We start from the raw sequence: 20,343 nt of genomic DNA on the forward strand, positions 1-20,343 counted from the left end.
TTCAGTCTGGTGCCGCGAGACGGTCCGGCGCGCTGGTGCTCAGCACCCTCTTCTACGGGGGAAAACCCCACCCCCGTCGATCCGGTCGTCCCCTCCCCCACCGCTCCCCAGCGGCGTAAAGCCAGGTTAAGGACGGACCATGGCCCTTCTCCTCCTCCGGCGGTACGAACCCTCCCTGAGCCGTAGTACGGAGGTACCCCTAGGGGCAGTCCACCGCCAGGTGGAGGCGATCCCGGAGTACGGCTCCACCCTCCGCTGCAGCGAGGCTGCACCCTGCCGTCGCGTGAGGTGCAAGTGGGAGAGTGGTCGCCGGCAGATAGATGCAGGGGGAAGGAATCCGCGTGGACGACACGAAGCCGGCGATACGGGAGCCCGCGCGGCACGTCTCCACGAACCGGCGCGGGGCTGTCGTAGCGGCCCTGATGCTGGCGATGGCCCTTGCGGCCCTGGACGCCACCATCGTCTCCACGGCGGTCCCGCAGATCGTCGGCGACCTGGGCGGCTTCTCGGTCTTCTCCTGGCTGTTCTCCGGCTATCTGCTGGCCGTGACGGTGACGCTGCCGGTCTACGGCAAGCTCTCCGACACCTTCGGGCGCAAGCCGGTGCTGATCGCGGGCTCGGTGGTGTTCCTGCTCGGCTCGCTGCTGTGCGCGGTGGCGTGGAACATGGGGGCGCTGATCGCGTTCCGGATCGTCCAGGGGCTGGGCGGCGGCGCGCTGCAGGGCACGGTCCAGACGCTCGCCGCCGACCTGTATCCGCTAGAGGAGCGCCCGAAGATCCAGGCCAAGCTGTCCACGGTGTGGGCGGTGGCGGCGGTCGCGGGACCGGGCATCGGCGGGGTGCTCGCCGCGTACGCGGACTGGCGGTGGATCTTCCTGGTCAACCTGCCGATCGGCGCGGTGGCGCTGTGGCTGATCGTCCGTCACCTGCACGAGCCGCGGCGCGCCGAGAAGACCTCCACGCGCGCGCGTGTCGACTGGGCGGGCGCGCTCGCGGTGTTCGCGTGCGGGGGCGTGCTGCTGACGGCGCTCGTGCAGGGCGGGGTGGCCTGGGCGTGGCTGTCGTGGCCGTCACTGGGCCTGTTCGGCACGGGGCTCGCCCTGGTGGCCGCCGTGGTCCTGATCGAACACCGGTCGGCGGAGCCGATCATCCCCGGCTGGGTGTGGCGCCGCCGCACGATCGCCGCGGTGAACCTGGCGCTGGGCGCCCTGGGACTCCTCATGGTCGCCCCTACGGTCTTCCTGCCGACGTACGCCCAGTCGGTGCTCGGTCTCACCCCGGTCGCCGCCGGATTCGTGCTGTCGGTATGGACGTTGAGCTGGCCGGTGTCGGCGGCCCTGAGCCAGCATGTGTACCGGCGCATCGGGTTCCGCAACACGGCGATGCTCGGCATCGGCATGGCAGCCCTGATCCTGTTCGCCTTCCCCTTCCTCCCCTACCCGGGCGCGGCCTGGCAGCCGACCTTGCTGATGCTGCTCCTGGGCGCCGCGCTGGGACTGTTCCAACTCCCCCTGATCGTCGGGGTCCAGTCGACGGTCGGCTGGGCGGAACGCGGCACGACCACGGCGTCCGTCCTCTTCTGCCGCCAGACCGGCCAGACGGTGGGCGCGGCGGTCTTCGGCGCGGTGGCCAACGGTGTGCTGGCCGCCCGCCTGGGCGGCGCGAGCGACCTCGACTCCGTCACGCGCGCGTTGGACGCCGGCACGGCCCCGGAGACGACCCGCGCGGCCATCGCGGACGCGGTGCACACGGTGTACGTGGGGGCGGGGTGCGCGGCGACCCTGGCATTCGTGGTGCTGCTGGTGCTGGCGCCACGGCGGTTTCCGGTGCTCGAGGAGCGGTGAGCCTACGCACGCGTGCACCTCGGACACCGGCACGGCGGGAAGCGGCCCGCCAGGTCGATGGGCGCGTCCTTCCACGTCGGGCGGTACGTCACCGTGGGTCCCCAGGTGCGATCCCCGTCCCGCGAAACTGGAGGGTGATCTGCGCCCCGGCCATGCCCTCTTCCTGCTCTTTCGTGAGGTCCACGCCATCACCTTCACTTTCTGTGCTGATGCATGCACAGAGTGACGTGACGCTGGGTACGCTCGGAAGGTAGCTGAGCGTGACAACGGGGTCCGCACGAGGGGGAGTTGATCGGTGGCGATCGAGGACAATCCGCTGACGAGGCAGCAGTACGGCGCCGAGCTGAAACGACGCCGGGAGGCGGCCGGTGGCGACGGAAATCCGGGATTACGCCCCCAAGTTGGTGCCCGGCATCCTTCAGACCCCGGCCTACGCGCGCGAGGTGCTCAGCTCGGGTGCGGCGCCCTAGAGCGACGACGAACATGTGCTGCCCTTCTCCTTCGGCTACCACGCCCTCATGGAGGGCTTCGTCTCGCTGATGTGGTTCGAGAACCTGCCTCCCATCGCCTATGCATTGATCAGGTCAGTCGCAGAGGATGACGAGCATGAAGCGCAACGAGCACAGCATCCCTGACGCCTCTGCCCTGACCTCGTCCCGCTACAGCGGCGGAAGCAGCGGCGACTGCCTCGAAGTGGCCGACACCGCCCGCCCGTTCGTCCCCGTCCGCCACAGCAAGAACCCGACCGGGCCGGCGATCTTCGTCTCGATCCCGGCCTGGCAGAGCTTCGTCACTTCGCTCGGTCGAACCACGCCGTAGTCTCCGGCAGGAACAGCAGGACGACCACGGGCAGCCCGAGCACGATCCGCAGGGCGGCGTCCACGAACTCCGAGGGCGCCGTCGCGCCGAGCGCCTGGTTGAAGGACGAGACCAGGACGAACACCATCACCACGACGGTCGTGACCCGGATCCCGCCCCGCGCCCTGCCGTCGTAGGTCAGAGCCAGCAATGCGCATACCCAGACGAGAATCCAGGGCGCCATCAGATCACCCAGACCGTAGGACGTCATCCCTTCCTGCAAGGCAAGGATGACCACCATCCCCCGCGAACGCCAACCCCCACACCAGGACTTGCGCCGCGCGGACCTGGCGGGGCATCACGGCTGCTCGTCGATCCGGTCGGATCCCATCGGCGGCCCCGCATGGAGGAACTGCCGATAAACAAGGTCGAGCAGCGCCGCGTACGCATGGTGCGAGCGGGCCACGACCTGGTCAACGCCTGACACAGAGTCACCGAGCCGGTCAATTCGACGCATCAAGTCCTGAAGCATCGAGAGAACATCGACCGGCGCCGGCTTGAAGATCCCGCGTTCCACGTATCGGATCACGGTTGTCACATACTCGTCGATTTCCGCGAGGTCACTATGCGTGAGGATCAGTTCCTTGCTTGACCCACTCCGAGGGAACGGCAAGTCGCGCCACAGCGTGTAGGCGTCCGTAAATTCGAGCATCACACTTCCCTGCCCCTAGTGAGCCTCGTCGCATCAGAAGGAAACAACTCGCCCGTTCGGGCCGATGATCCCACCCTTGCCGCCGCCAGGGTCCGAGTATTTCACGCCCCACTTACCGTCATCGAACGGCATCCTCTTTGCGTTGTAGCCCTTCTTTCCACCCGGCTCGGCGAGTTCCTTCGCCCAGTCGTCGGAATCCTACAAGTACTTCTCGGGCATGATATTCAATGGCTCGCCATGCTTTTTCCAGTGGTACTCGAAACTATCTGCTGGATTTTCGAACGTGCCCTCATGCCAGACGTCGTCAACCCCGCCAGGGCACCCTTCCGAATTGTGCACCAATACCGGCGTCTCGCCCGCCAGTACATAATACGCGTGCAGGTCATCCGCCTTCTTCTCGCCCTTCTTGACCAGCTTCTTCATCAGCGTCTTGGCAAGGCCGCCAATACCGGTGAGCCAGCCCGCCACCTCGGCCGCGTCGTCGCCGGAGTCGTACGCCTGGGAGTCCTTGTCGACGCCCTTGCCCTCGACGAACTCGTCGAACATGTCGGTGGGTGCGCCGCGGTCCTGGAACCAGCAGCTCGGGGTGAGTTCGGCCATGGCCTCCCAACCCGACAGCAGGTTGTGGCCCGAGCCCGCCAGGAAGTCCTTGAAGGACCCCTCGGCTCTCGGGTCGGCGGCCATCCAGCTCAGCCCGGCCGTCGTCCGCACCGCGACGCTCTGGCCGCCGTGGGTGTAGTAGCGGGTGGCCGCGACCTTGCCGCCGGCCTTGTCGAGGCGCAGCTCGGTTTCGCCCAGGTAGAGCGTTGTGCCGGCGGCGTCCCTGCGGATGAGCCGGTTGCCGTCGGCGTCGTTCAGGAACTCCGTGGTCGTCCTGTCGGCCTCGGTGACCTTTCCAGGCTGCCTTCGACGGAGAAGTCGAGGTCCTGGGTCTTGCCGCCGATGGTGCGGGTGTCGGTGTTGCCCGAGGCGTCGTAGCGGTATTCGGCGCGGGCACCGACCGTGCCGTCCGCCTTCTTGGTCTCGGTGGAGGCAAGGGCGTGCGGGCGGGGCTGGTCGGCCGTCTTGTAGACGTACGACGTGGTGGCGCCGGTGAGGTGGTCGGTCGCCGTCTTGCGGTTGCCCGCGCTGTCCTAGGCGAACGACTGCCAGTACTTGCCCGGCCCGCCCACATTCGCCTGGGCGGGCGCGGTGGCGCAGTCGGCCGTGGTCGACCATTGCGGACTTCAGACGGCGGTGACCGTCGTAGGTGAAGCACTGCCGGTCGGTGGGGCTGGTGGCCTTGTCCTCGATCTCGACGGGGTTGCCGGCCGGGTCGTAGCGGTAGCACACGTCCGCGTCGGTGCCGGTGTGGGTCTCGGACACCACGCTCTGGCGAGCCAGGCGCTTGGTGCCGGTCTCGTAACTGCGGTTGATCTCCGTCCAGTCGGCGGACGACGAGACGCCCAGCGTGGTGCGGATCTGTTCACCGGCGGGCAGGTAGTCGGTGTTCTGGACGATGCCCGTCAGGCCCTCCAGGGTGTCCGGCATCCGCTGCTCGGTGTAGCCGTACTTGAGGACCTCCTGGCCGAGACCGCCCATCGCGGGGATGGTCCGCTTCTGCAGGGTGCCGTCCAGGTTGTAGGCGTTGGTGATGGTCCACACGCCGTTGGCGCCGGCCAGCTCCCCTTCGGGCTTGCTGATCGTGTACTGCTCGTTCAGGACCCGGTAGAGCTTGTCGTACTTGGCGTTGGTCAGGGCATAGGCGTTGCCCGCCTTTCCGCCGACATAGCGGATGGCGGAGGTGAGCCGGCCCTTGGCGATCGTGTCGTAGGACCAGCGTGCGAGGTACTTGGAGTCCTCGGGTGCGGGAGCCACATTCACGACGGGTACGCGGCCGTCGAGCTTGCCCGTCGTGCGGCCGAGCAGGTCGTACGAGCTCGTAACACGATCTTGTTGAAGTGCTCTGGTCGGGCGTGACCGATGTGACGATTCGGCCGTTCGGGAGGGTGTGAGTACTCGGCCGTGGATCGTGGATGACGACTTGTGGGCGTTGATCGAGCCACTGCTGCCGCCCTGGCCGGAGCGGGCGCCGGGGCCGCGGCCGGTGGCGGACCGGCTGTGTATGCAGGGCATCCTGTACGTCCTCTGCAACGACATAGCCTGGCAACTGCTGCCGCTGGAGCTGGGGTTCGGCTCCGGGCAGACCTGCTGGAGGCGCCTGGAACGGTGGCAGCAGGCCGGTGTCTTCGACCAGCTGCACCGCTTCCTGCTCGCCGGGCTGAACGCGGCCGGCGAACTCGACTGGTCGCGCGCGTGCGTGGACGGCTCCCACATCCGCGCGAAAAAGGGGGAGCCGACACCGGTCCGTCGCCTGTCGACCGGCGGAAGACTGGCAGCAAGCACCACCTCATCTGCGACGGACGCGGTACCCCGTTCAAGGTCATCACCACCGCGGCGAACGTCAATGACGTCACCCAGACCCTTGCCCTCATCGACGGCATCCCGCCCGTGGCCGGACGGCCCGGCCGCCCGCGCCGCCGCCCCGACTCACTTCTCGGTGACAAGGGCTACGACTCCAACCCCAACCGGCGTGAGCTGCGCAAGCGGCGGATCCTGCCAGTCATCTCCCGCAAGGGCGCCCCCAACATCAAGGGCCTGGGCAAACTCCGCTACGTGGTGGAGCAGACCTTCGCACTCCTCCACCAGTTCAAGTGCCTCGCCGTCCGCTGGGAACGCCGCACCGAACTCCACGACGCCTTCGTCTCCCTCGCATGCAGCCTCATCTGCTGGAGACGCCTCAAGAAGCACAGTCATGACCGTGCTACGAGCTCATAGCGCCCTGTGTCCACGATTCCGGGGGCGGGGCGACCCGGCCGTCAAGGTGCTCGATATGCCGTGCCGAACGAGGAGGATTGAGCCCGGTGCGGTGCACCACATCAACCCAAGCTGAAAAGCCGCAGCCGGACCGCCCCGCGGTCAGGGCTGGTCATACCAGGCAAACGCTGCGATCCGCCAGCCCTCGGAGGTCCGGACGAACTGGATGGTCTTGGTCCCGTCTCCCTCGAACGGCTCACCATCCAAGATCCCGGACTTGCGGTACTCGCCGAACCGCGACGCGATATCGCCCGCGATCTCTGTCCGTTCAGAGGTCTCCCACTCGGAGAACTCGACCAGCCGACCGTCGGTCAGCAGCCGCTGGCGAGGCTCGATGAACTCGTCCACGGTGTAGACCGTGAACTCCGGGCCGGTCTTGACGATCACGCCACCCGGAAGAACCAGCCGGCGGATCCGGGCCACGTCAGCAGCCTTGCCGCCCCGGTTGTCAAAGGCCTCGAAGAACTCGGCGGTCACCACGTCTATCTCGATCTTGGACATGGCGCGACAGTAACAGCGAAGGGGTGCCGGACATCGTCGGTCTCGACAGGCTGCGGAATGTCGTCGAGGCAGACCGTCGCGCGCCAGTTCAAGCGCCTCGCAGTCCGCTGGCAGACGGCTCGACCTCCACAACGCCATAGTCGCCCTGACCTGCGGACTGATCTGCTGGAGACGACTCAACAGCCCTTCACCATGATCGTGTTACGAGCTCTACGTGAAGCCGATCGTCTTCGGGCGGGCGTCCGTCGCTGCCACGACCTGGTCCAGCTCGTTGCACTCGGAGGACGCGGCACCCGAGTCGGGGTCGACGACGTCCGTCTCACGGCCGAGGAAGTCGTAGCCGTTCGACCAGGTGTTGCCCTCGTCGTCCTTGACCGTGGCGAGCTGGTCGGCATGGTCATAGCCGTAAGTGAGGCGACTAAAGCGCTGCCGGGCCTTGTTCCCGTCGTACTCCAGCTTCAACAGCGTGTAGTCGATGTGGTGACACGCACCGGGCGTAAGGGTCCGAGCACGCTGCGATGAGACCAAAAGTCTGAGTTAACGGGGGTAACACCGCAGGTCAGAGAAGTAAGCGCATACCGACCGATCAGTTTGTCGAAAGGGGTGTACAACTCCGAACCGCCGAGTAACGTGCGGGGCTCCGCTCCCCTGTCCACCCCCCAACTCCCTGCGGTCCGCCGCGCCGGACCCGAGCCTCGCAAGGAGCACCGGGTGTCTTACGACCCGTCACAGCCGTATCCCACCTACCCCTGGCAGCCACCCCCCGCGCCGCCCGAACCGGCCACCCGGCACTCGCGCCACCGCGCCCCGCTCGGCCACCACAGCGACCTGCGGATCCTGCGCAGCGCCTACCGGTGGCAGCGGCGCACCGCCACGCTGACCGCGCTCGGGTACTTCACGCTCTTCCTGGTGCTGTCCGCGTACGCGCCGTCCTTCATGGCGAGCAGCGTCACCGACGGACTGCCCATCGGCCTGCTCCTCGCCCTGCTCCAACTGCCCGTCACCTGGCTGGCGATCGCCGTGTACGAGCACACCGCGCGCCGCTACGTCGACCCGCTCGCGGACCGCATCCGCAAGCAGTCCGAGGTGGACGCCAGGCGAGAGGTGGGCGGCCGATGACCGGCTTCAGCGACTCCGCACAGGCGATGAGCCTGGTGGCGTTCTCCGCCGTCGCCACCATCACCCTCCTGCTGTGCGTGATGACCGGCCCGGACCGCGACGACCTCGACGAGTTCTACACCGGCTACAGCTCCCTGTCCGCCATGCGCAACGGCCTCGCCATCGCGGGCGACTACATCTCCGCCGCGACCGTCCTCGGCACCGGCGGGGTCATCGCGCTCTACGGCTACGACGGCATCGTCCTCGCGCTGAGCACGGTCCTGTCGCTGATGCTGCTGATGTTCCTGCTGGCCGAACCCCTGCGCAACGCGGGCCGGTTCACCATGGGCGACGCGCTCGCGCGCCGGATGCCGGGCCGTGCGGTACGCATCGCCGCATGCCTGGTCACCCTCGCCGCGCTGATGCCGCTGATGCTGGTACAGCTCGCCGGCACCGGCCAACTCCTGGCGTTCATCCTCGGATTCTCCGGCGACTCCCTGAAGACGGGCTTCATCATCGGCCTGGGCATCCTGATGATCAGCTACGCGGCCATCGGCGGCATGAAGGGCACCGCCCTCATCCAGATCCTGAAGATCGTCATGCTCCTCGGATCCGGCGCGGTGGTCGCCGTACTGGTCATGAACCGCTTCGACTGGAACCCCGCGGCGCTGTTCGACACGGCGGCCCGGCAGAGCGGGGTGGGGCCGGACTACCTGCGCTCCGGCCTGGAGTTCGCGGGCGGGCCGTACCCGCGCATCGACATGATCACCTCGCAGCTCGCGGTCGTCATCGGCGGGGCGTGTCTGCCGCACGTCACCATGCGCATGTACACCGCGTCCAGCGCACGTCAGGTGCGCCGTTCGATGTCCTGGGCGGTGTCGTCGGTGGCCGTGTTCGTCCTGGTCATCACGGTCGTCGGGGTCGGGGCGACGGCGATGATCGGACGGACCGTGATCGCGGAGGCGGATCCGCAGGGCAACACGGCGTATCTGCTGGGCTCCCGGGCGGTGTTCGGGCCCGAGGTGTCGACCGGAGAGACGTTTCTCTTCACCACCGTCACCACGGCGCTCTTCCTCACCCTTCTCGCCTCCGTCGCCGGCATGATCCTCGCCTGCGCCAACTCCCTTGCGCATGACGTGTTCGCGGCGCGGGCACGGTCGATGCCGGCGCACCGCGAGATTCTGCTGGCCCGGCTGTCCGCGCTGGCGGTCGGCGTCCCCACGATCTTCCTCGCGACGCTGATCCAGCACCGCAGTCTGCAGCCGCTGGTGATCCTGTCCTTCTGCGTCGGCGCGTCCGCGCTGGCGCCGGCGCTCGTGTACAGCCTGTTCTGGCGGCGTTACACGCGGACGGGGCTGCTGTGCACGCTGATCGGCGGCACGCTGACGGTGCTCTTGCTGATGCCGGGCACGAATCTCGTGTCGGGGTCGCCTGTGTCCGCGTTCCCCGAAGCCGACTTCAACTGGCTGCCGTTCACGACGACGGGGCTGGTGTCCATTCCTGCGGGCTTCTTGTTCGGATGGCTGGGGACGGTGATTTCCGGGCGGCGGAAGGCGGAGGAGCAGCGGCGGCAGTACGAGGCGGTGGAGGGGTGGATCTTGGCGGGGGCCGTGCGGAGGGGGTGAGCCCGGGGTCGTCTGTCGGGTGCGGGTCGGTGGGAGCTGGTCGCGCCCGCGCGGCGGTAGCCGCAGATCGATACAGCCCCGCGTCCCTGAGTGGGTGCAGGCAGCCGGCGCCAGGCCTGCGCCCCTGCCTGCCCGGCCGCCCCGGCTGTCACTCCGTCGCTGCTGTGCCCGTGAGCGCCGTCAGGCTGCTGCGTACGTGGTCCATCTGTGCCTGTACCTCGTCCCGGCGCTCCTCGTGCTCCCGCAGCACCCGCTCCGTCTCCACGGCGATCCGCTCCTCCTGGGCCCGGGCCTCCGCGAGGATCTCCGCCGCACGCGCGCGTGCGTCCTCCTCTCGGCGTCCCACCGAGGCCTCCGCCTCCGCGAACTCCCGCTCCGCGTCCGACAGAGCCGCCTCCGCCCGCGCCAACCGTTCGGCGCCCCGCGCGTCCGCCTCGGCCGCCCGTTCCTCCTCGGCCCGCTCCACCTCGGCCCATCGCTCCGCATGCTCATTGGTCTGCTCGGCGAGCATCCCGATGGTGCGCCGTCGTACGTCGCGCAACGCGGCGAGCGCCTCCCCGCGCCCCGCTTTCACCTCACGCCGGGCGGCGACACGGATCTCGTCGGCCTCGGCGCGCGCGGCGAGCAGCCGCTGACGGGCGCGTTCGTCGGCCTCGGAGAGCACGGTGTCGGCGTGCGCCTGCGCGGCATCCCGTACGCCGTCGGCGTGCGCCTGAGCCTCGTCCGCGAGGCGCTGCGCCTTCTGCCGCGCCCTCTCCCGGACGTCCGCGGCCTCCTCCTGCCCCAGTTCGAAGAGCCGCCGCGCACCCTCGCCGAGCGCCTCGTACGCCTGCGGGGCCAGGCCCGCCACGACCTCCCGCAGGCACACCAGCTCCTCCTCCATCTCCCGGGCGAGCACGGTGAGCCGAGCGGCCCGTTCCCAGGCGGCGTCACGGTCCTGGGACAGGGCGGCGGCATACGCGTCGACCTGTTCGGGACGGTAGCCGCGCCCTCGTACGGCCACGAACCCCTGCGGCGACACCCATGCGCTGCTCATCCTGGAACCCCTCTCCGCCGAAACAACACGAACGGACGCGAAATGATGATTTCGCGCACATCTTGATGTATCGGACAGAAATGTTCATAACGCGACACTCCGCGTACAGGTCCCGGTAGGTCTTGGTCACGACGGTCGTCGATCGCGCACATGCGAAAGGGCCGAGCCCGGTCACACGACCGGCCCGGCCCTCCACGCACACGTGCGGATCAGCGGCGGGGCGTCACAGCAGCCCGTCCCACATCTGCTCCAGCAGCACCGACCACCAGCTCTCCGGCGAACCCAGCGCCGCCGGATCGAGCGAGGCCAGCTGGGCCTGGAAGTCGACGGTCCAACGGCCCGCCTGCTCCTGGTTCAGACCGAAGCGAAGCCGCCACATCCGGCCGAGCAGCGCGAGGCAGCGCTGGAACTCGGGCAGGCCCGTGTTCACGAACTGCGGCGGTACGGGGGCACCGCCGGGGCCCGCCTCGACGGGTACGGCGACGATGTTCGCCGTCCCGTACTGCACGCAGATCGCCTTGCCGAAGTCGCTGCCCATGACGAGGTACGAGCCCGCGTCGGAGGCCGGCTGCACCCCGCGCTCGGCCGCCAGCTCGGCCAGCGTCGGCACCGGACGCCCCGGCTGGGCCTGCGCCCAGAAGAACGGGCCCATGTCCAACGGCAACCCCGCCACGACCAGGGAGTGCGCGACGACCGGCGGTACGCCCTGGCGGGACACCGCGGCCTGCTCGAACCGGAAGATGCCGGGGCCGAAAGCCCCCGCCAGCTCCTGCGCCACGCCCTCCGGCGGGATCGGCGGCGCGGCCTGGACGGGCGGCAGCGGCGCGCGCACCGGCGCCGGGCGGGCGGGCCCGTCCGCCACCTGGTGCAACTCGCCTTGGTGCGCCAGCAGTTGCTGCATGCCCTGCTGCCGGCTCGCGTGATCCGTGCCGTACGGCGCGATGCTCGCGATCCGCGCCTGCGGCCACTGCTCCCGGATCATCCGCGCGCAGTACGCCCCCGGCAGCTCGCACGACTCCAACTCGGTGTGCAGCTCCAGCACTTGGTCCGGGGGCACGTTCATGCCACGCAGCTCGTGGAAGATCTGCCACTCGGGGTGCGGCGTCCCCGGCGCCGACCGCCGGATCAACTGCTGCTCCGACCCGTCCTGCGCACGGTAGCGAAGGACGGCCTGATATCCGGGCCCGACGGTGGGCTGCGTCTGCTGGGGGTAGCCGTAGGCCGGCGCGGGACCGGGCACGGGTTGTCCGGGCGAGGACTGAGCCGAGGCGGGCTGTCCCGGCACGGACTGTCCCGACATCGGCTGCCCCGACGGGGCCTGTCCGGGCGCGGGCTGGCCCGGCAACGGCTGCCCGGACAGAGACTGCCCCGGCACGGGCTGTCCCGGTGTGGGTTGCCCCGGCAACGGTTGCCCGGACGGGAACTGCCCAGGCGCGGGCTGTCCCGGCAACGGCTGGCCGGGCGGGGGCACCGGGCCCGGGGACGGTACGGCACCCGGAGGCGGGGGCGGCATCGTGCCGGGCGGCATCGGCTGCGGAGCGCCTGGAGCCGCCGCGGGGACGCCGGGGGTTCCAGGGGCCCCCGGGGCGCTGGGATAGCCCGGGGTACCGGGGGCGCCAGGAGAGCGGGGGGCTTGCGGCGGCGGAGGCATGCCGGGGCCACCCGCCGGGGGCGAGGACAACACCGTTTCCTCGTGATGCACGGCCCCAGGCACGGTCCGTGGAACACCAGGGGCACCAGGAGGCTGCGGCGCGCTGGGAGCACTAGGCACACCCGGAGCACCGGGCGGCCGCGGAGCACCAGACCCACCCGGCCCACCCGGGAACTGAGACGACCCCTGGCCACCCGAAGCACCCGGGAACCCCGGCCCGCCGGACGCATTCGGCATACCCGGAGCCCCAGGTGGAGGCGGAGTCGGCGCACCACCAGGCGCGAACGGTGTGCCCGGAGGCTGCGGTGCTCCCGATCCCGAAGGCCCCTCGACACCCGGCGCCGACACGAACTGCGTGGGCACATACCCGCCCCCCGGCGCACCAGGAGCGGGCGGCGGAGTCGAGCCCGCCGGCTGCGCACCCGGTACCCCGGGGGGACCCGGCGGAGGCGGCGCGGTCGGTCCCCCGGCCTGCGCCCCGCGCGAGGGGGGCGCCAACTTGCTGGTGGCGACATCGGCGATGTCCCCGGCACTCGGCGCGGGCCCCGGAGCACCGTGAACGCCGGCCACACCCGGCGGCTGAGGCGCCCCAGCGCCACCACCGGGCGTCTGCGGATACCCGTACGAGGACGCCCCTGGCGCAGACGGAGGACCAGCCGTACCCGAAGCCTGCGGGTACCCGTACGAAGACCCACCCGGCGCAGGCGGAGGAGCAACCGCACCCGAAGCACCAGCACCAGCACCAGCACCCTGCGGATACCCGTACGAAGACCCACCCGGCGCAGGCGGAGGCGTGACACCAGCCCCCGGCCCACCCGCAGCAGCCGCACCCGCCGCACCGGCCCCCTGCGGATACCCGTACGAGGACGCACCCGGCGGCGTAACCCCCCGCGCCCCCTCCTCCTCACGCACCCCGGACGACGACCGGGCACCCCCCGAAATCCGCGCGGTCCTGGAGTCCGAGATCTCCGAGGCCTCCGAGACCTCCTGGAGGTCCACGCCCTCGGAGACCTCCACGACCTCCGAGCCCTCCAAGGCCGACGAAGCCCCCTCCTCCGTACCGCTACCGCCACCGCTCACCGGCGCCGAGAACACCGTCTCCGGCAACGCCACGGAGAGGTCCTCACCCCCGTTGGTGTCGGTCCCGGTCCACGGCCTCGCCCCGGCAGGCACCCCCGGCGCGGCACCCGAACCAGCACCGGACCCCGCATCGCCGGCCCCACCGTCCCGAGCCCCCGAGGAAACCCCCGCCCCGTCGCCGCCGATCCCCAGCTTGTCCGCCGCGTCCTGCAACCACTCCGGCGGTGTCAGAAGAAACGACGTCTGGTTCAGATCGACCCGGGACGCCGCGGACGCGCCCCCCGCATCCTCGACCCCGTCCTCGCGTCCGTACGTCTCCTCGTACCGGCGGATCACCTCGCCCACCGGCAGCGAGGGCCACAGCGTGGCCTCCCCGCTGTCCCGGGCGATCACCAGCCGCTGCGCACCGCCGTCCGAACGCGGCCCCTCCGCGCGGTCCTCGGCCCACACCACGAACCCGAGGTCGAACTCCCGCACCCGCACCTCACGATGCTGGTACGACGGCACATCCCCGTTGATCCACTCTTCCGCGCGCTCCTGCGCCTGCGCGAACGTCACCATCGGTCAGTTCACTCCCCCACCGAGGACACCGGAACGGACCGCGCGAAACCGCCGTCCACCATCAGGTTCGCCACCGTCTCCAACTCCGGTGGATTACCGGCCAGTCGGGACAGGAACACATCGAAGTCCGCACCGCAGGGCAGCAACAGCCGCTGCACGCGCTCGGCCGGCGGAAGCGAAGGATCGACGTCCCGCGCGTCGTCGTAGGCGCAGAACCAGACCGATCCGGTCCCCTCGCCCCGCACCTTCACGGCCAGCAGACCGCCCTGGACGAAGCCGACACCGAGGTAGTCCTTCGTCAGGTGGTCACGCAGGCACTTGTTGACGTACACGAGGTCGTTGACCGCCGCCTCGTCCCGCACCGTGAAGAACGGCTGGTCGACCAGGAGTCCCAGCTCCGCGTCCAGCGCGGCCCCCACCGGCGCCGACCCGCCCGCCGCCTTCAGGAACGACCGGTACGCGCCCGGCAGCCGGTATCCGAGATCCTCCTCGACCCCCTGCACCTGCGACTCCGTCACCGCCACCGACGACTTCGGCAGCCCGAAATGCGCCGGACGTGTCTCCTGCAGCGGCCGCGTCCCCCGCTTGTTCTGGTCGACACGGGTCGTCGCGATCCCGCCGTGATGCCGCAGCAGGGCCTTCACCTCGACCGGGATCAGCTCGAGCCTCCGCGACCCCACCACGTGATGCCACGTCCAGCCGTGCGGCGTCGCCACCGCCGGCACCGTGTCCCACAGCTCGTGACCGGTCGCCGACAGTGCCGCGTTCGCCGACACGTAGTCGGTCAGCCGCAGTTCGTCGACCCCGAAACCCTCCGGCGGATCGGCGATCTCGGCGGCGGCCCGCGCGTACGGCGAGAAGTCGGGGTAGCCATGCTCGTCCACCCGCACCCCTCTGGGATGACGCGTGGCCCGGACCGGATCCGGGAAATGCACGACCTGCCCGGCATAGGCCGCGTTCGGCGGCGCGGCTTGTTGCCCGAGCCGACCTGTCGTCATGGCGAAAGCCCCCTGCGGCGCTCTGGTACGACCCGCGGCGACCCCTTCGGCAAAGCAGGGCCGCCACGCGCCGTATCGACTGTCTCGTCCGTCTCCACGCGTCAACCGCGCGCATCGCGGCGACCACTTGGATCGCGGTGCCGACAGCCTATGCGGTACGACGACACCGGTCACCGGGCACCGGTCAGCCCCCCTCCGCTTCCGTGACCAGCCGTCACCCCGCTGTGACAGCCCGCCCGAACCGGGCGTGTCGCACCGCCCCAGCTTCCGCACCAGCCCCGCCGTTTGGCAGTCTGTGACCTCCGGGGGGATGCTCGGGAGGGGATGACGATCATGAACACGACGCAGACGGGACCGCAGACAGGACCGCACACGGGCACGACGACCGGCGCGAACGGCAGCCCGCACGCCGGCCTCAACGGCGATCCCCGCATCGGCTGGAGCAGCGCCGAGAGACCCCACGCGCCCGCTCTCCGCCACCGCCGCGACGGCATACTGCCCACGGTCGCCGCCGCCCTCTCCGTGCGCGGCGCCACCCTCACCTCCACCGCGGCCCGCGGCGACCAGGCCCCGCCGCTGCACCCGCTCGTCCAGGACTTCCTCGACACCCTCGGCAGCGACCGGCGCGACCGCTTCACCGGACGCTGCGCCGAGACCATGCTCATATCGCGGCACATCGCCGCCGCGGACGCCGCCCGCAGCAAGCGCGCCGGCCGCAAACCGATGACCAACGGCGAGGCCCGCCGCGCCCTCAAGCAGGCCAAACTCACCGCCCGCCGCATCCGCGAGGACGGCGACCCGCTGCACGGCAGCTTCGCCGCCCCCTGCCGCGCCTGCGCCGCTCTGAGCGCCCATTTCGGCGTACGCATCGTCGACCCGACGACGAACGGCGGCTGACACCCCCACCCGTACGACCCGTACCCCCTGTACGACGGCGCCGCCGCGCACCACGGAGCCGACCCATGACCTCGACGAACGCGAAGGGCAGATGCACCCCGACCGCACCGGCACCACCCGTTTCCCCGTCCCCGTCGACGCCGTTCTGCGCGCCGCCGGCTGGCAGCCCGGACGCTGGGACATAAAGCAGGCCGAGATCTGGGCCGACGCCCTGCGCGAGCACACCTCACCGGCCGGACACCGGCACGCCGTGTTCCCGGCCGCGGTCGAGGCCTGGGCCGAGTTCGGCGGACTGCACCTGACCCCCACCGGCCCCGGCCGCCAGGTCGCCCCCGCCCACCTCCACCTCGACCCGCTGCACGGTCTCCACATGGCCCGCACCCTCGCCGACCTCGGCCGCGCCCTCGACACCGAGGTCTGCCCGCTCGGCGCCGAGACCGACTCCCAGGCCATCCTCTGCATCGACACCGAGGGCCGCGTCTACGTCCTCGACCACACCGGTGACTGGTACCTCGGCCCCGACATCGACCAGGCCCTCGCCGGACTCGTCTCCGGCATCGAACCGACCCGGCTCATCACGGGCTGAGCCCCCGGGGCCCGGAGGACCCGGGTCCCCGCGACGGTCACGCCGCCGGAATCACCGCCGACACCCGGAAACCCCCCGCCTCCGTCGGCCCGGACACGAACACTCCACCCAGCGCGGAGACCCGCTCCTTCATCCCGACCAGGCCGTTGCCCCCCGACGGCAGCCGCGCCGACGCCAGCGACGGCACCTCCGGCGGCGGTTCGTTCTCCACCTGCATCGCGATCTCCGACTCCCGGTGCGCCAGCCGTACGTGCGTCTTCGCGCCCGCCGCGTGCTTGTGGACGTTCGTCAGCGCCTCCTGCACCACCCGGAACGCCGTCTGCTCGATCTGCGCGGCATACGACCGCAGGTCACCCTCCACCGACAGATCCACGGCCATCCCCGCCGCCGCCGACTGCCCGATCAACGTCTCCAGATCGTCCAGACAGGGCCCGTCGGCCTCCTCCACGACCCGCGAGGCCGCCACGGCCGCCGCCACCCCCACCGCGACGAGTGGCACCGCGGCCCGCTCCTGCCGCCCGAAACCGTCCCCACTGCGCAGCACCCCGAGCATCTCCCGCAACTCGGTGAGCGCCTGCCGTCCCATGTCCCCCACCAGCGCGGCGTTCTTGACGGCCTTCTCGGGATCCTTCCGGGCGACGGCCTGCAGCGCGGCCGCGTGCACCACCATCAGGCTCACCCGATGCGCCACGACGTCGTGCATCTCGCGGGCGATACGGGTCCGCTCCTCGTTGCGCGCCCACTCGGCCCGCTCCTCGGCCCGCTCGGCGAGCAACTGAAGCTCCCGCTCCAGATCGTCGGCCCGCTCCCGCAGGCTCTCCATGAGCCGGCGCCGAGCGCCCACGTACAGCCCGAGCAGCAGCGGCGGCGCGGTCATCCCGATGGCCGTCGTGATCGACGCGAAGGGGACGAACCAGTCCCCCAGGTCCAGTTCGCCGTGCGCCATGTCCTGGCGTACCCGCACGAACATCACGATCAGCATCCCGACCAGTGACATTCCCGCGAGCGAGCCGATGATCCGGCGCGGCAGCTCGGACGCGGCGAGCGTGTACAGGCCGACGATGCCCATGAGGTAGCCCATCTGGGCGGGCGTGATGGCGATCGAGACGAGCACGACGGCGATCGGCCACTTGCGCCGGACGACCAGCACCGACCCCGCCAGCACACCGAACACGATCCCCGCGGTCATCGGGATCCCGGCGTCCTCCGCGAACCGGATCCCCTCGAACGCACACTCCACCGCGGACGCCGACGCCAGGCCTGCGTCCAGTACCGCACTACGCCACCGTGCCCACCACCACGGCCCCGTCTGGGCCGCGGTGAAGTCTTCCCCCGTCGTGGTCATGCCTCCAGCCTACGTTCGGCGGTGGGAGGTTTTCCGGTGCATTTCGACGACTGACCTACACCACCTTGAGTGACCGATCGACCACGAAACCGCCCGATATCCCTCGAACTGCTGAATCGCTCAGCGTTCGAGGGCGGAAGGTCGCATTCCGCCCGGACGGTATACCCATGGCACATCCACGAGGCAAGTACGCGGACTTCGAGGGGCTGCGGGAGCGGGCGGTGGCGCTTCGGCGCCGCGGTTACAGCCTTCGACAGATCCGCGACGAACTGCAGGTTCACAACAAGGAGACCCTTCAGCGCCTCGTCGAGGGTGAGCCGCCCCCGGAATGGACGAAGCGGCCGCGGGCGAAGGACGATCTGCGCAAGAGGGCGCGAGAACTACGGACGCCGGGCTGGACGTACGGCCGGATCCAGGCGGAGCTGGGGTGCTCGAAGAGTTCGGTGTCGCTTTGGGTGCGGGATCTGCCGACCCCGGAGCCCAAGTGCACACCAGAAGAACAGCAGGCGCGCATGAACGCCGGGCTGGCACGCCTGCGCAACACCCAGGACCAAGAGCGTCAAGCGACTAAGGCAGCTGCAGAAGCGGCCGTCGGCGAACTGTCGGACCGCGAACTCTTCTTCACAGGCGTGGCCCTTTACTGGGCCGAGGGCGCCAAGGACAAGCCGCACCGTCGGACCGAGGTGCTGCAGTTCATCAACAGCGACCCCAACGTGATCACACTCTTTCTGCGCTGGCTCGAGTTCCTCGGAGTGCGACGGGAGCGCCTGACCTTACGCGTCAGCATTCACGAGACCGCAGACGTGGAGGCCGCCGAGAGGTTCTGGGCCGCCATTGCCGGGGTCGACACGTCAGCATTCAGCAAAGCGACCCTGAAACGGCACAACCCCCGGACGTTTCGCAAGAACACCGGAGACACCTACCACGGCTGTCTCGTGATTTACGTCCGGCAGAGCGCCGATCTGTACCGTCGCATGGAGGGCGCCTGGTACGGCATAGTAGGAGCCGCCACTCGGCGACCTGGCTAAATGTCCGGTTTAGTCGAACTTATTCCCCCGTGGTGTAATTGGCAGCACTGTGGCTTTTGGTGCCATCTGTCCGGGTTCGAGTCCTGGCGGGGGAGCCACACCCTGTTCGGGCCCTGACAGCACTGTCAGGGCCCACTCTCATGTCGCCCGGGAAACGCCCCGGTATCCTGCGGATGTCACCCCACCCCCTCCACAGCCGAAGGGCATCCCGTGAGCGCCATTCGCCCGGCAGCCGTCGTCGTTCTCGCAGCGGGTGAGGGCACCCGTATGAAGTCGGCCACACCCAAGGTCCTGCACGAGATCTGTGGCCGCAGCCTCGTCGGACATGTGCTCGCCGCCGCCCGCGAGTTGGACCCCGAGAACCTCGTCGTGGTCGTGGGGCACGCCCGGGAGCAGGTCATCGCTCACCTCGCCGGCACCGACGCCGACGTACGAACGGCCGTGCAGGCGCAGCAGAACGGCACCGGGCACGCCGTACGGATGGCGCTGGAGGAGCTCGGCGGACGTGTCGACGGGACCGTCGTCGTCGTGTGCGGGGACACCCCTCTGCTGACCGGCGAGACCCTCAACGCCCTTGCCGCCACGCACTCCACGGACGGGAACGCGGTCACCGTGCTGACCGCCGAGGTGCCGGACGCGACCGGGTACGGGCGGATCGTGCGGGACACGGTGTCCGGTGCGGTGACCGGGATCGTCGAGCACAAGGACGCCTCCGAGGCGCAGCGGGCCATCCGTGAGATCAACTCGGGCGTCTTCGCCTTCGACGGGCAGCTCCTCGCCGACGCGCTGGGCAAGGTGCGGACGGACAACTCCCAGGGTGAGGAGTACCTCACCGACGTTCTCGGGATTCTCCGGGAGGCCGGGCACCGCGTCGGCGCCTCCGTCGCCGTCGATCACCGTGAGATCGCCGGGATCAACAACCGCGTGCAGCTCTCCGAGGCGCGGCGGATCCTCAACGACCGGCTGCTGACCCGCGCCATGCTCTCCGGTGTGACCGTCATCGACCCGGCCACCACCTGGGTGGACGTCACCGTCACCTTCGGCCAGGACTCCGTCGTCCACCCGGGCACGCAGCTGCACGGCTCGACGCATGTCGGTGAGGGCGCCGAGGTGGGCCCCAACAGCCGGCTCACGGACACGCAGGTCGGCGCGGGGGCACGCGTCGACAACACCGTCGCCTACAGCGCCCACATCGGCGACCACGCGAGCGTGGGACCGTTCGCCTATCTCCGCCCCGGCACCCGGCTGGGTGCGAAGGGCAAGATCGGGACGTACGTCGAGACGAAGAACGCGAGCATCGGAGAGGGGACGAAGGTCCCGCATCTCTCCTATGTCGGTGACGCGACGATCGGTGAGTACTCGAACATCGGTGCCGCGAGCGTGTTCGTGAACTACGACGGCAAGGACAAGCACCACACGACGGTCGGGTCGCACTGCCGCACGGGTTCGGACAACATGTTTGTGGCGCCTGTCACGGTCGGGGACGGCGCGTACACCGCCGCAGGGTCGGTGATCACGAAGGATGTGCCGCCCGGTTCGCTGGCCGTGGCCCGAGGCCAGCAGCGGAATATCGAGGGCTGGGTGGCCCGGAAGCGTCCGGGGAGCGCGGCGGCGAAGGCTGCCGAGGCGGCTTCCCGGGAGGGCGCGAGCGAGGACTGACCGGAAACAGGTGCGCCGAAGTCGTCGTACCGTGATAACTGCACACCCAGTTGAAACACCTCTGAGGA

At 69.9% G+C, this 20,343-nt stretch carries 19 protein-coding genes and 1 tRNA gene; 11 read left to right on the forward strand and 9 right to left on the reverse strand.

Translation table 11 applies throughout. The features are described 5' to 3' along the window. Window positions 1-341 precede the first annotated feature (341 nt). From AQJ46_RS17390 to AQJ46_RS52220, 3 genes are all read left to right on the forward strand, one after another. Complete coding sequence (locus AQJ46_RS17390) at window positions 342-1,844, forward strand: MFS transporter (protein WP_107117277.1); 1,503 nt, start codon at window positions 342-344, stop codon at window positions 1,842-1,844. 404 nt (window positions 1,845-2,248) lie between these two features. Next, the gene (locus AQJ46_RS58450; RefSeq protein WP_263972875.1) at window positions 2,249-2,314 is read left to right on the forward strand and encodes a DUF5753 domain-containing protein; all 66 of its coding nucleotides are present in this window, start codon (window positions 2,249-2,251) and stop codon (window positions 2,312-2,314) included. A gap of 136 nt (window positions 2,315-2,450) precedes the next feature. Next, window positions 2,451-2,663 carry a DUF397 domain-containing protein gene (locus AQJ46_RS52220; protein WP_079072317.1) on the forward strand — a complete coding sequence of 71 codons (213 nt, stop codon included), beginning with the start codon at window positions 2,451-2,453 and terminating at the stop codon, window positions 2,661-2,663. On the opposite strand, the gene AQJ46_RS17395 is transcribed toward AQJ46_RS52220, so the two are convergent. From AQJ46_RS17395 to AQJ46_RS17405, 3 genes are all read right to left on the reverse strand, one after another. Next, on the reverse strand, window positions 2,635-2,913 hold the full coding sequence (locus AQJ46_RS17395) for a hypothetical protein (RefSeq protein WP_059206463.1): 279 nt from the start codon (window positions 2,911-2,913) through the stop codon (window positions 2,635-2,637). The genes AQJ46_RS52220 and AQJ46_RS17395 overlap by 29 nt on opposite strands. 87 nt (window positions 2,914-3,000) lie before the next feature. Beyond that, window positions 3,001-3,354 (reverse strand): hypothetical protein, encoded by a 354-nt coding sequence (locus AQJ46_RS17400; RefSeq protein WP_059206464.1) that lies wholly within the window; start codon window positions 3,352-3,354, stop codon window positions 3,001-3,003. Window positions 3,355-3,552: 198 nt separating this feature from the next. Further along, a complete protein-coding gene (locus AQJ46_RS17405) occupies window positions 3,553-5,211 on the reverse strand; it encodes a hypothetical protein (protein ID WP_059206465.1) in 1,659 nt (552 codons plus the stop codon). Window positions 5,212-5,344: 133 nt separating this feature from the next. Between AQJ46_RS17405 and AQJ46_RS52225 the strand changes: the two genes are divergently transcribed. After that, window positions 5,345-6,171, forward strand: a protein-coding gene (locus AQJ46_RS52225) for an IS5 family transposase (RefSeq protein ID WP_225887344.1) whose coding sequence is annotated in 2 segments (ribosomal slippage) — window positions 5,345-5,662 and window positions 5,665-6,171 — 825 coding nt in all. Because the reading frame shifts where the segments join, the coding sequence is not laid out codon by codon here. A gap of 141 nt (window positions 6,172-6,312) precedes the next feature. Here the strand turns inward: AQJ46_RS52225 and AQJ46_RS17415 are convergent. Next, on the reverse strand, window positions 6,313-6,711 hold the full coding sequence (locus tag AQJ46_RS17415; RefSeq protein WP_059206467.1) for a nuclear transport factor 2 family protein: 399 nt from the start codon (window positions 6,709-6,711) through the stop codon (window positions 6,313-6,315). 210 nt (window positions 6,712-6,921) lie between these two features. After that, the gene (locus AQJ46_RS17420) at window positions 6,922-7,173 is read right to left on the reverse strand and encodes an RHS repeat domain-containing protein (RefSeq protein ID WP_059206468.1); all 252 of its coding nucleotides are present in this window, start codon (window positions 7,171-7,173) and stop codon (window positions 6,922-6,924) included. 249 nt (window positions 7,174-7,422) lie between these two features. Between AQJ46_RS17420 and AQJ46_RS17425 the strand changes: the two genes are divergently transcribed. After that, the gene (locus AQJ46_RS17425; protein ID WP_059206469.1) at window positions 7,423-7,830 is read left to right on the forward strand and encodes a DUF485 domain-containing protein; all 408 of its coding nucleotides are present in this window, start codon (window positions 7,423-7,425) and stop codon (window positions 7,828-7,830) included. After that, window positions 7,827-9,434 carry a sodium/solute symporter gene (locus AQJ46_RS17430; RefSeq protein ID WP_059206470.1) on the forward strand — a complete coding sequence of 536 codons (1,608 nt, stop codon included), beginning with the start codon at window positions 7,827-7,829 and terminating at the stop codon, window positions 9,432-9,434. Before AQJ46_RS17425 ends, AQJ46_RS17430 begins: the two co-directional genes overlap by 4 nt. 148 nt (window positions 9,435-9,582) lie before the next feature. On the opposite strand, the gene AQJ46_RS17435 is transcribed toward AQJ46_RS17430, so the two are convergent. The 3 genes from AQJ46_RS17435 to AQJ46_RS17445 form a co-directional block, all read right to left on the reverse strand. Next, window positions 9,583-10,470 (reverse strand): hypothetical protein, encoded by an 888-nt coding sequence (locus AQJ46_RS17435; RefSeq protein WP_059206471.1) that lies wholly within the window; start codon window positions 10,468-10,470, stop codon window positions 9,583-9,585. Window positions 10,471-10,693: 223 nt separating this feature from the next. Then, window positions 10,694-13,762: an SUKH-4 family immunity protein gene (locus AQJ46_RS52230; RefSeq protein ID WP_079072318.1), complete on the reverse strand. Its 3,069-nt coding sequence runs from the start codon at window positions 13,760-13,762 to the stop codon at window positions 10,694-10,696. A gap of 8 nt (window positions 13,763-13,770) precedes the next feature. Next, a complete protein-coding gene (locus AQJ46_RS17445) occupies window positions 13,771-14,760 on the reverse strand; it encodes an SMI1/KNR4 family protein (protein ID WP_079072319.1) in 990 nt (329 codons plus the stop codon). Between the two features lie 324 nt (window positions 14,761-15,084). Here AQJ46_RS17445 and AQJ46_RS17450 point away from each other — a divergent pair, with 324 nt between their 5' ends. Together AQJ46_RS17450 and AQJ46_RS17455 are read left to right on the forward strand one after the other, a co-directional pair. Continuing rightward, window positions 15,085-15,657 carry a YwqJ-related putative deaminase gene (locus AQJ46_RS17450; RefSeq protein ID WP_208616942.1) on the forward strand — a complete coding sequence of 191 codons (573 nt, stop codon included), beginning with the start codon at window positions 15,085-15,087 and terminating at the stop codon, window positions 15,655-15,657. 91 nt (window positions 15,658-15,748) lie between these two features. Continuing rightward, window positions 15,749-16,243 (forward strand): SUKH-3 domain-containing protein, encoded by a 495-nt coding sequence (locus AQJ46_RS17455; RefSeq protein ID WP_059206472.1) that lies wholly within the window; start codon window positions 15,749-15,751, stop codon window positions 16,241-16,243. A 37-nt stretch (window positions 16,244-16,280) separates the two neighbouring features. Here the strand turns inward: AQJ46_RS17455 and AQJ46_RS17460 are convergent, their stop codons facing one another. Continuing rightward, window positions 16,281-17,588, reverse strand: a complete 1,308-nt coding sequence (locus tag AQJ46_RS17460) for a sensor histidine kinase (RefSeq protein ID WP_059206473.1) — start codon at window positions 17,586-17,588, stop codon at window positions 16,281-16,283. A gap of 167 nt (window positions 17,589-17,755) precedes the next feature. Here AQJ46_RS17460 and AQJ46_RS17465 point away from each other — a divergent pair, with 167 nt between their 5' ends. The 3 genes from AQJ46_RS17465 to glmU all read left to right on the forward strand — a co-directional run bounded on the left by AQJ46_RS17465 (window position 17,756) and on the right by glmU (window position 20,275). Next, the gene (locus AQJ46_RS17465; protein ID WP_059206474.1) at window positions 17,756-18,616 is read left to right on the forward strand and encodes a hypothetical protein; all 861 of its coding nucleotides are present in this window, start codon (window positions 17,756-17,758) and stop codon (window positions 18,614-18,616) included. Window positions 18,617-18,639: 23 nt separating this feature from the next. Beyond that, a tRNA-Gln gene (locus AQJ46_RS17470) sits at window positions 18,640-18,714 on the forward strand. Between the two features lie 112 nt (window positions 18,715-18,826). Beyond that, window positions 18,827-20,275, forward strand: coding sequence for a bifunctional UDP-N-acetylglucosamine diphosphorylase/glucosamine-1-phosphate N-acetyltransferase GlmU (gene glmU, locus AQJ46_RS17475; protein WP_079072320.1), 1,449 nt, complete (start codon window positions 18,827-18,829; stop codon window positions 20,273-20,275). Window positions 20,276-20,343 lie beyond the last annotated feature (68 nt).

The organism is Streptomyces canus, from assembly GCF_001514145.1.
Taxonomy (GTDB): domain Bacteria; phylum Actinomycetota; class Actinomycetes; order Streptomycetales; family Streptomycetaceae; genus Streptomyces; species Streptomyces canus.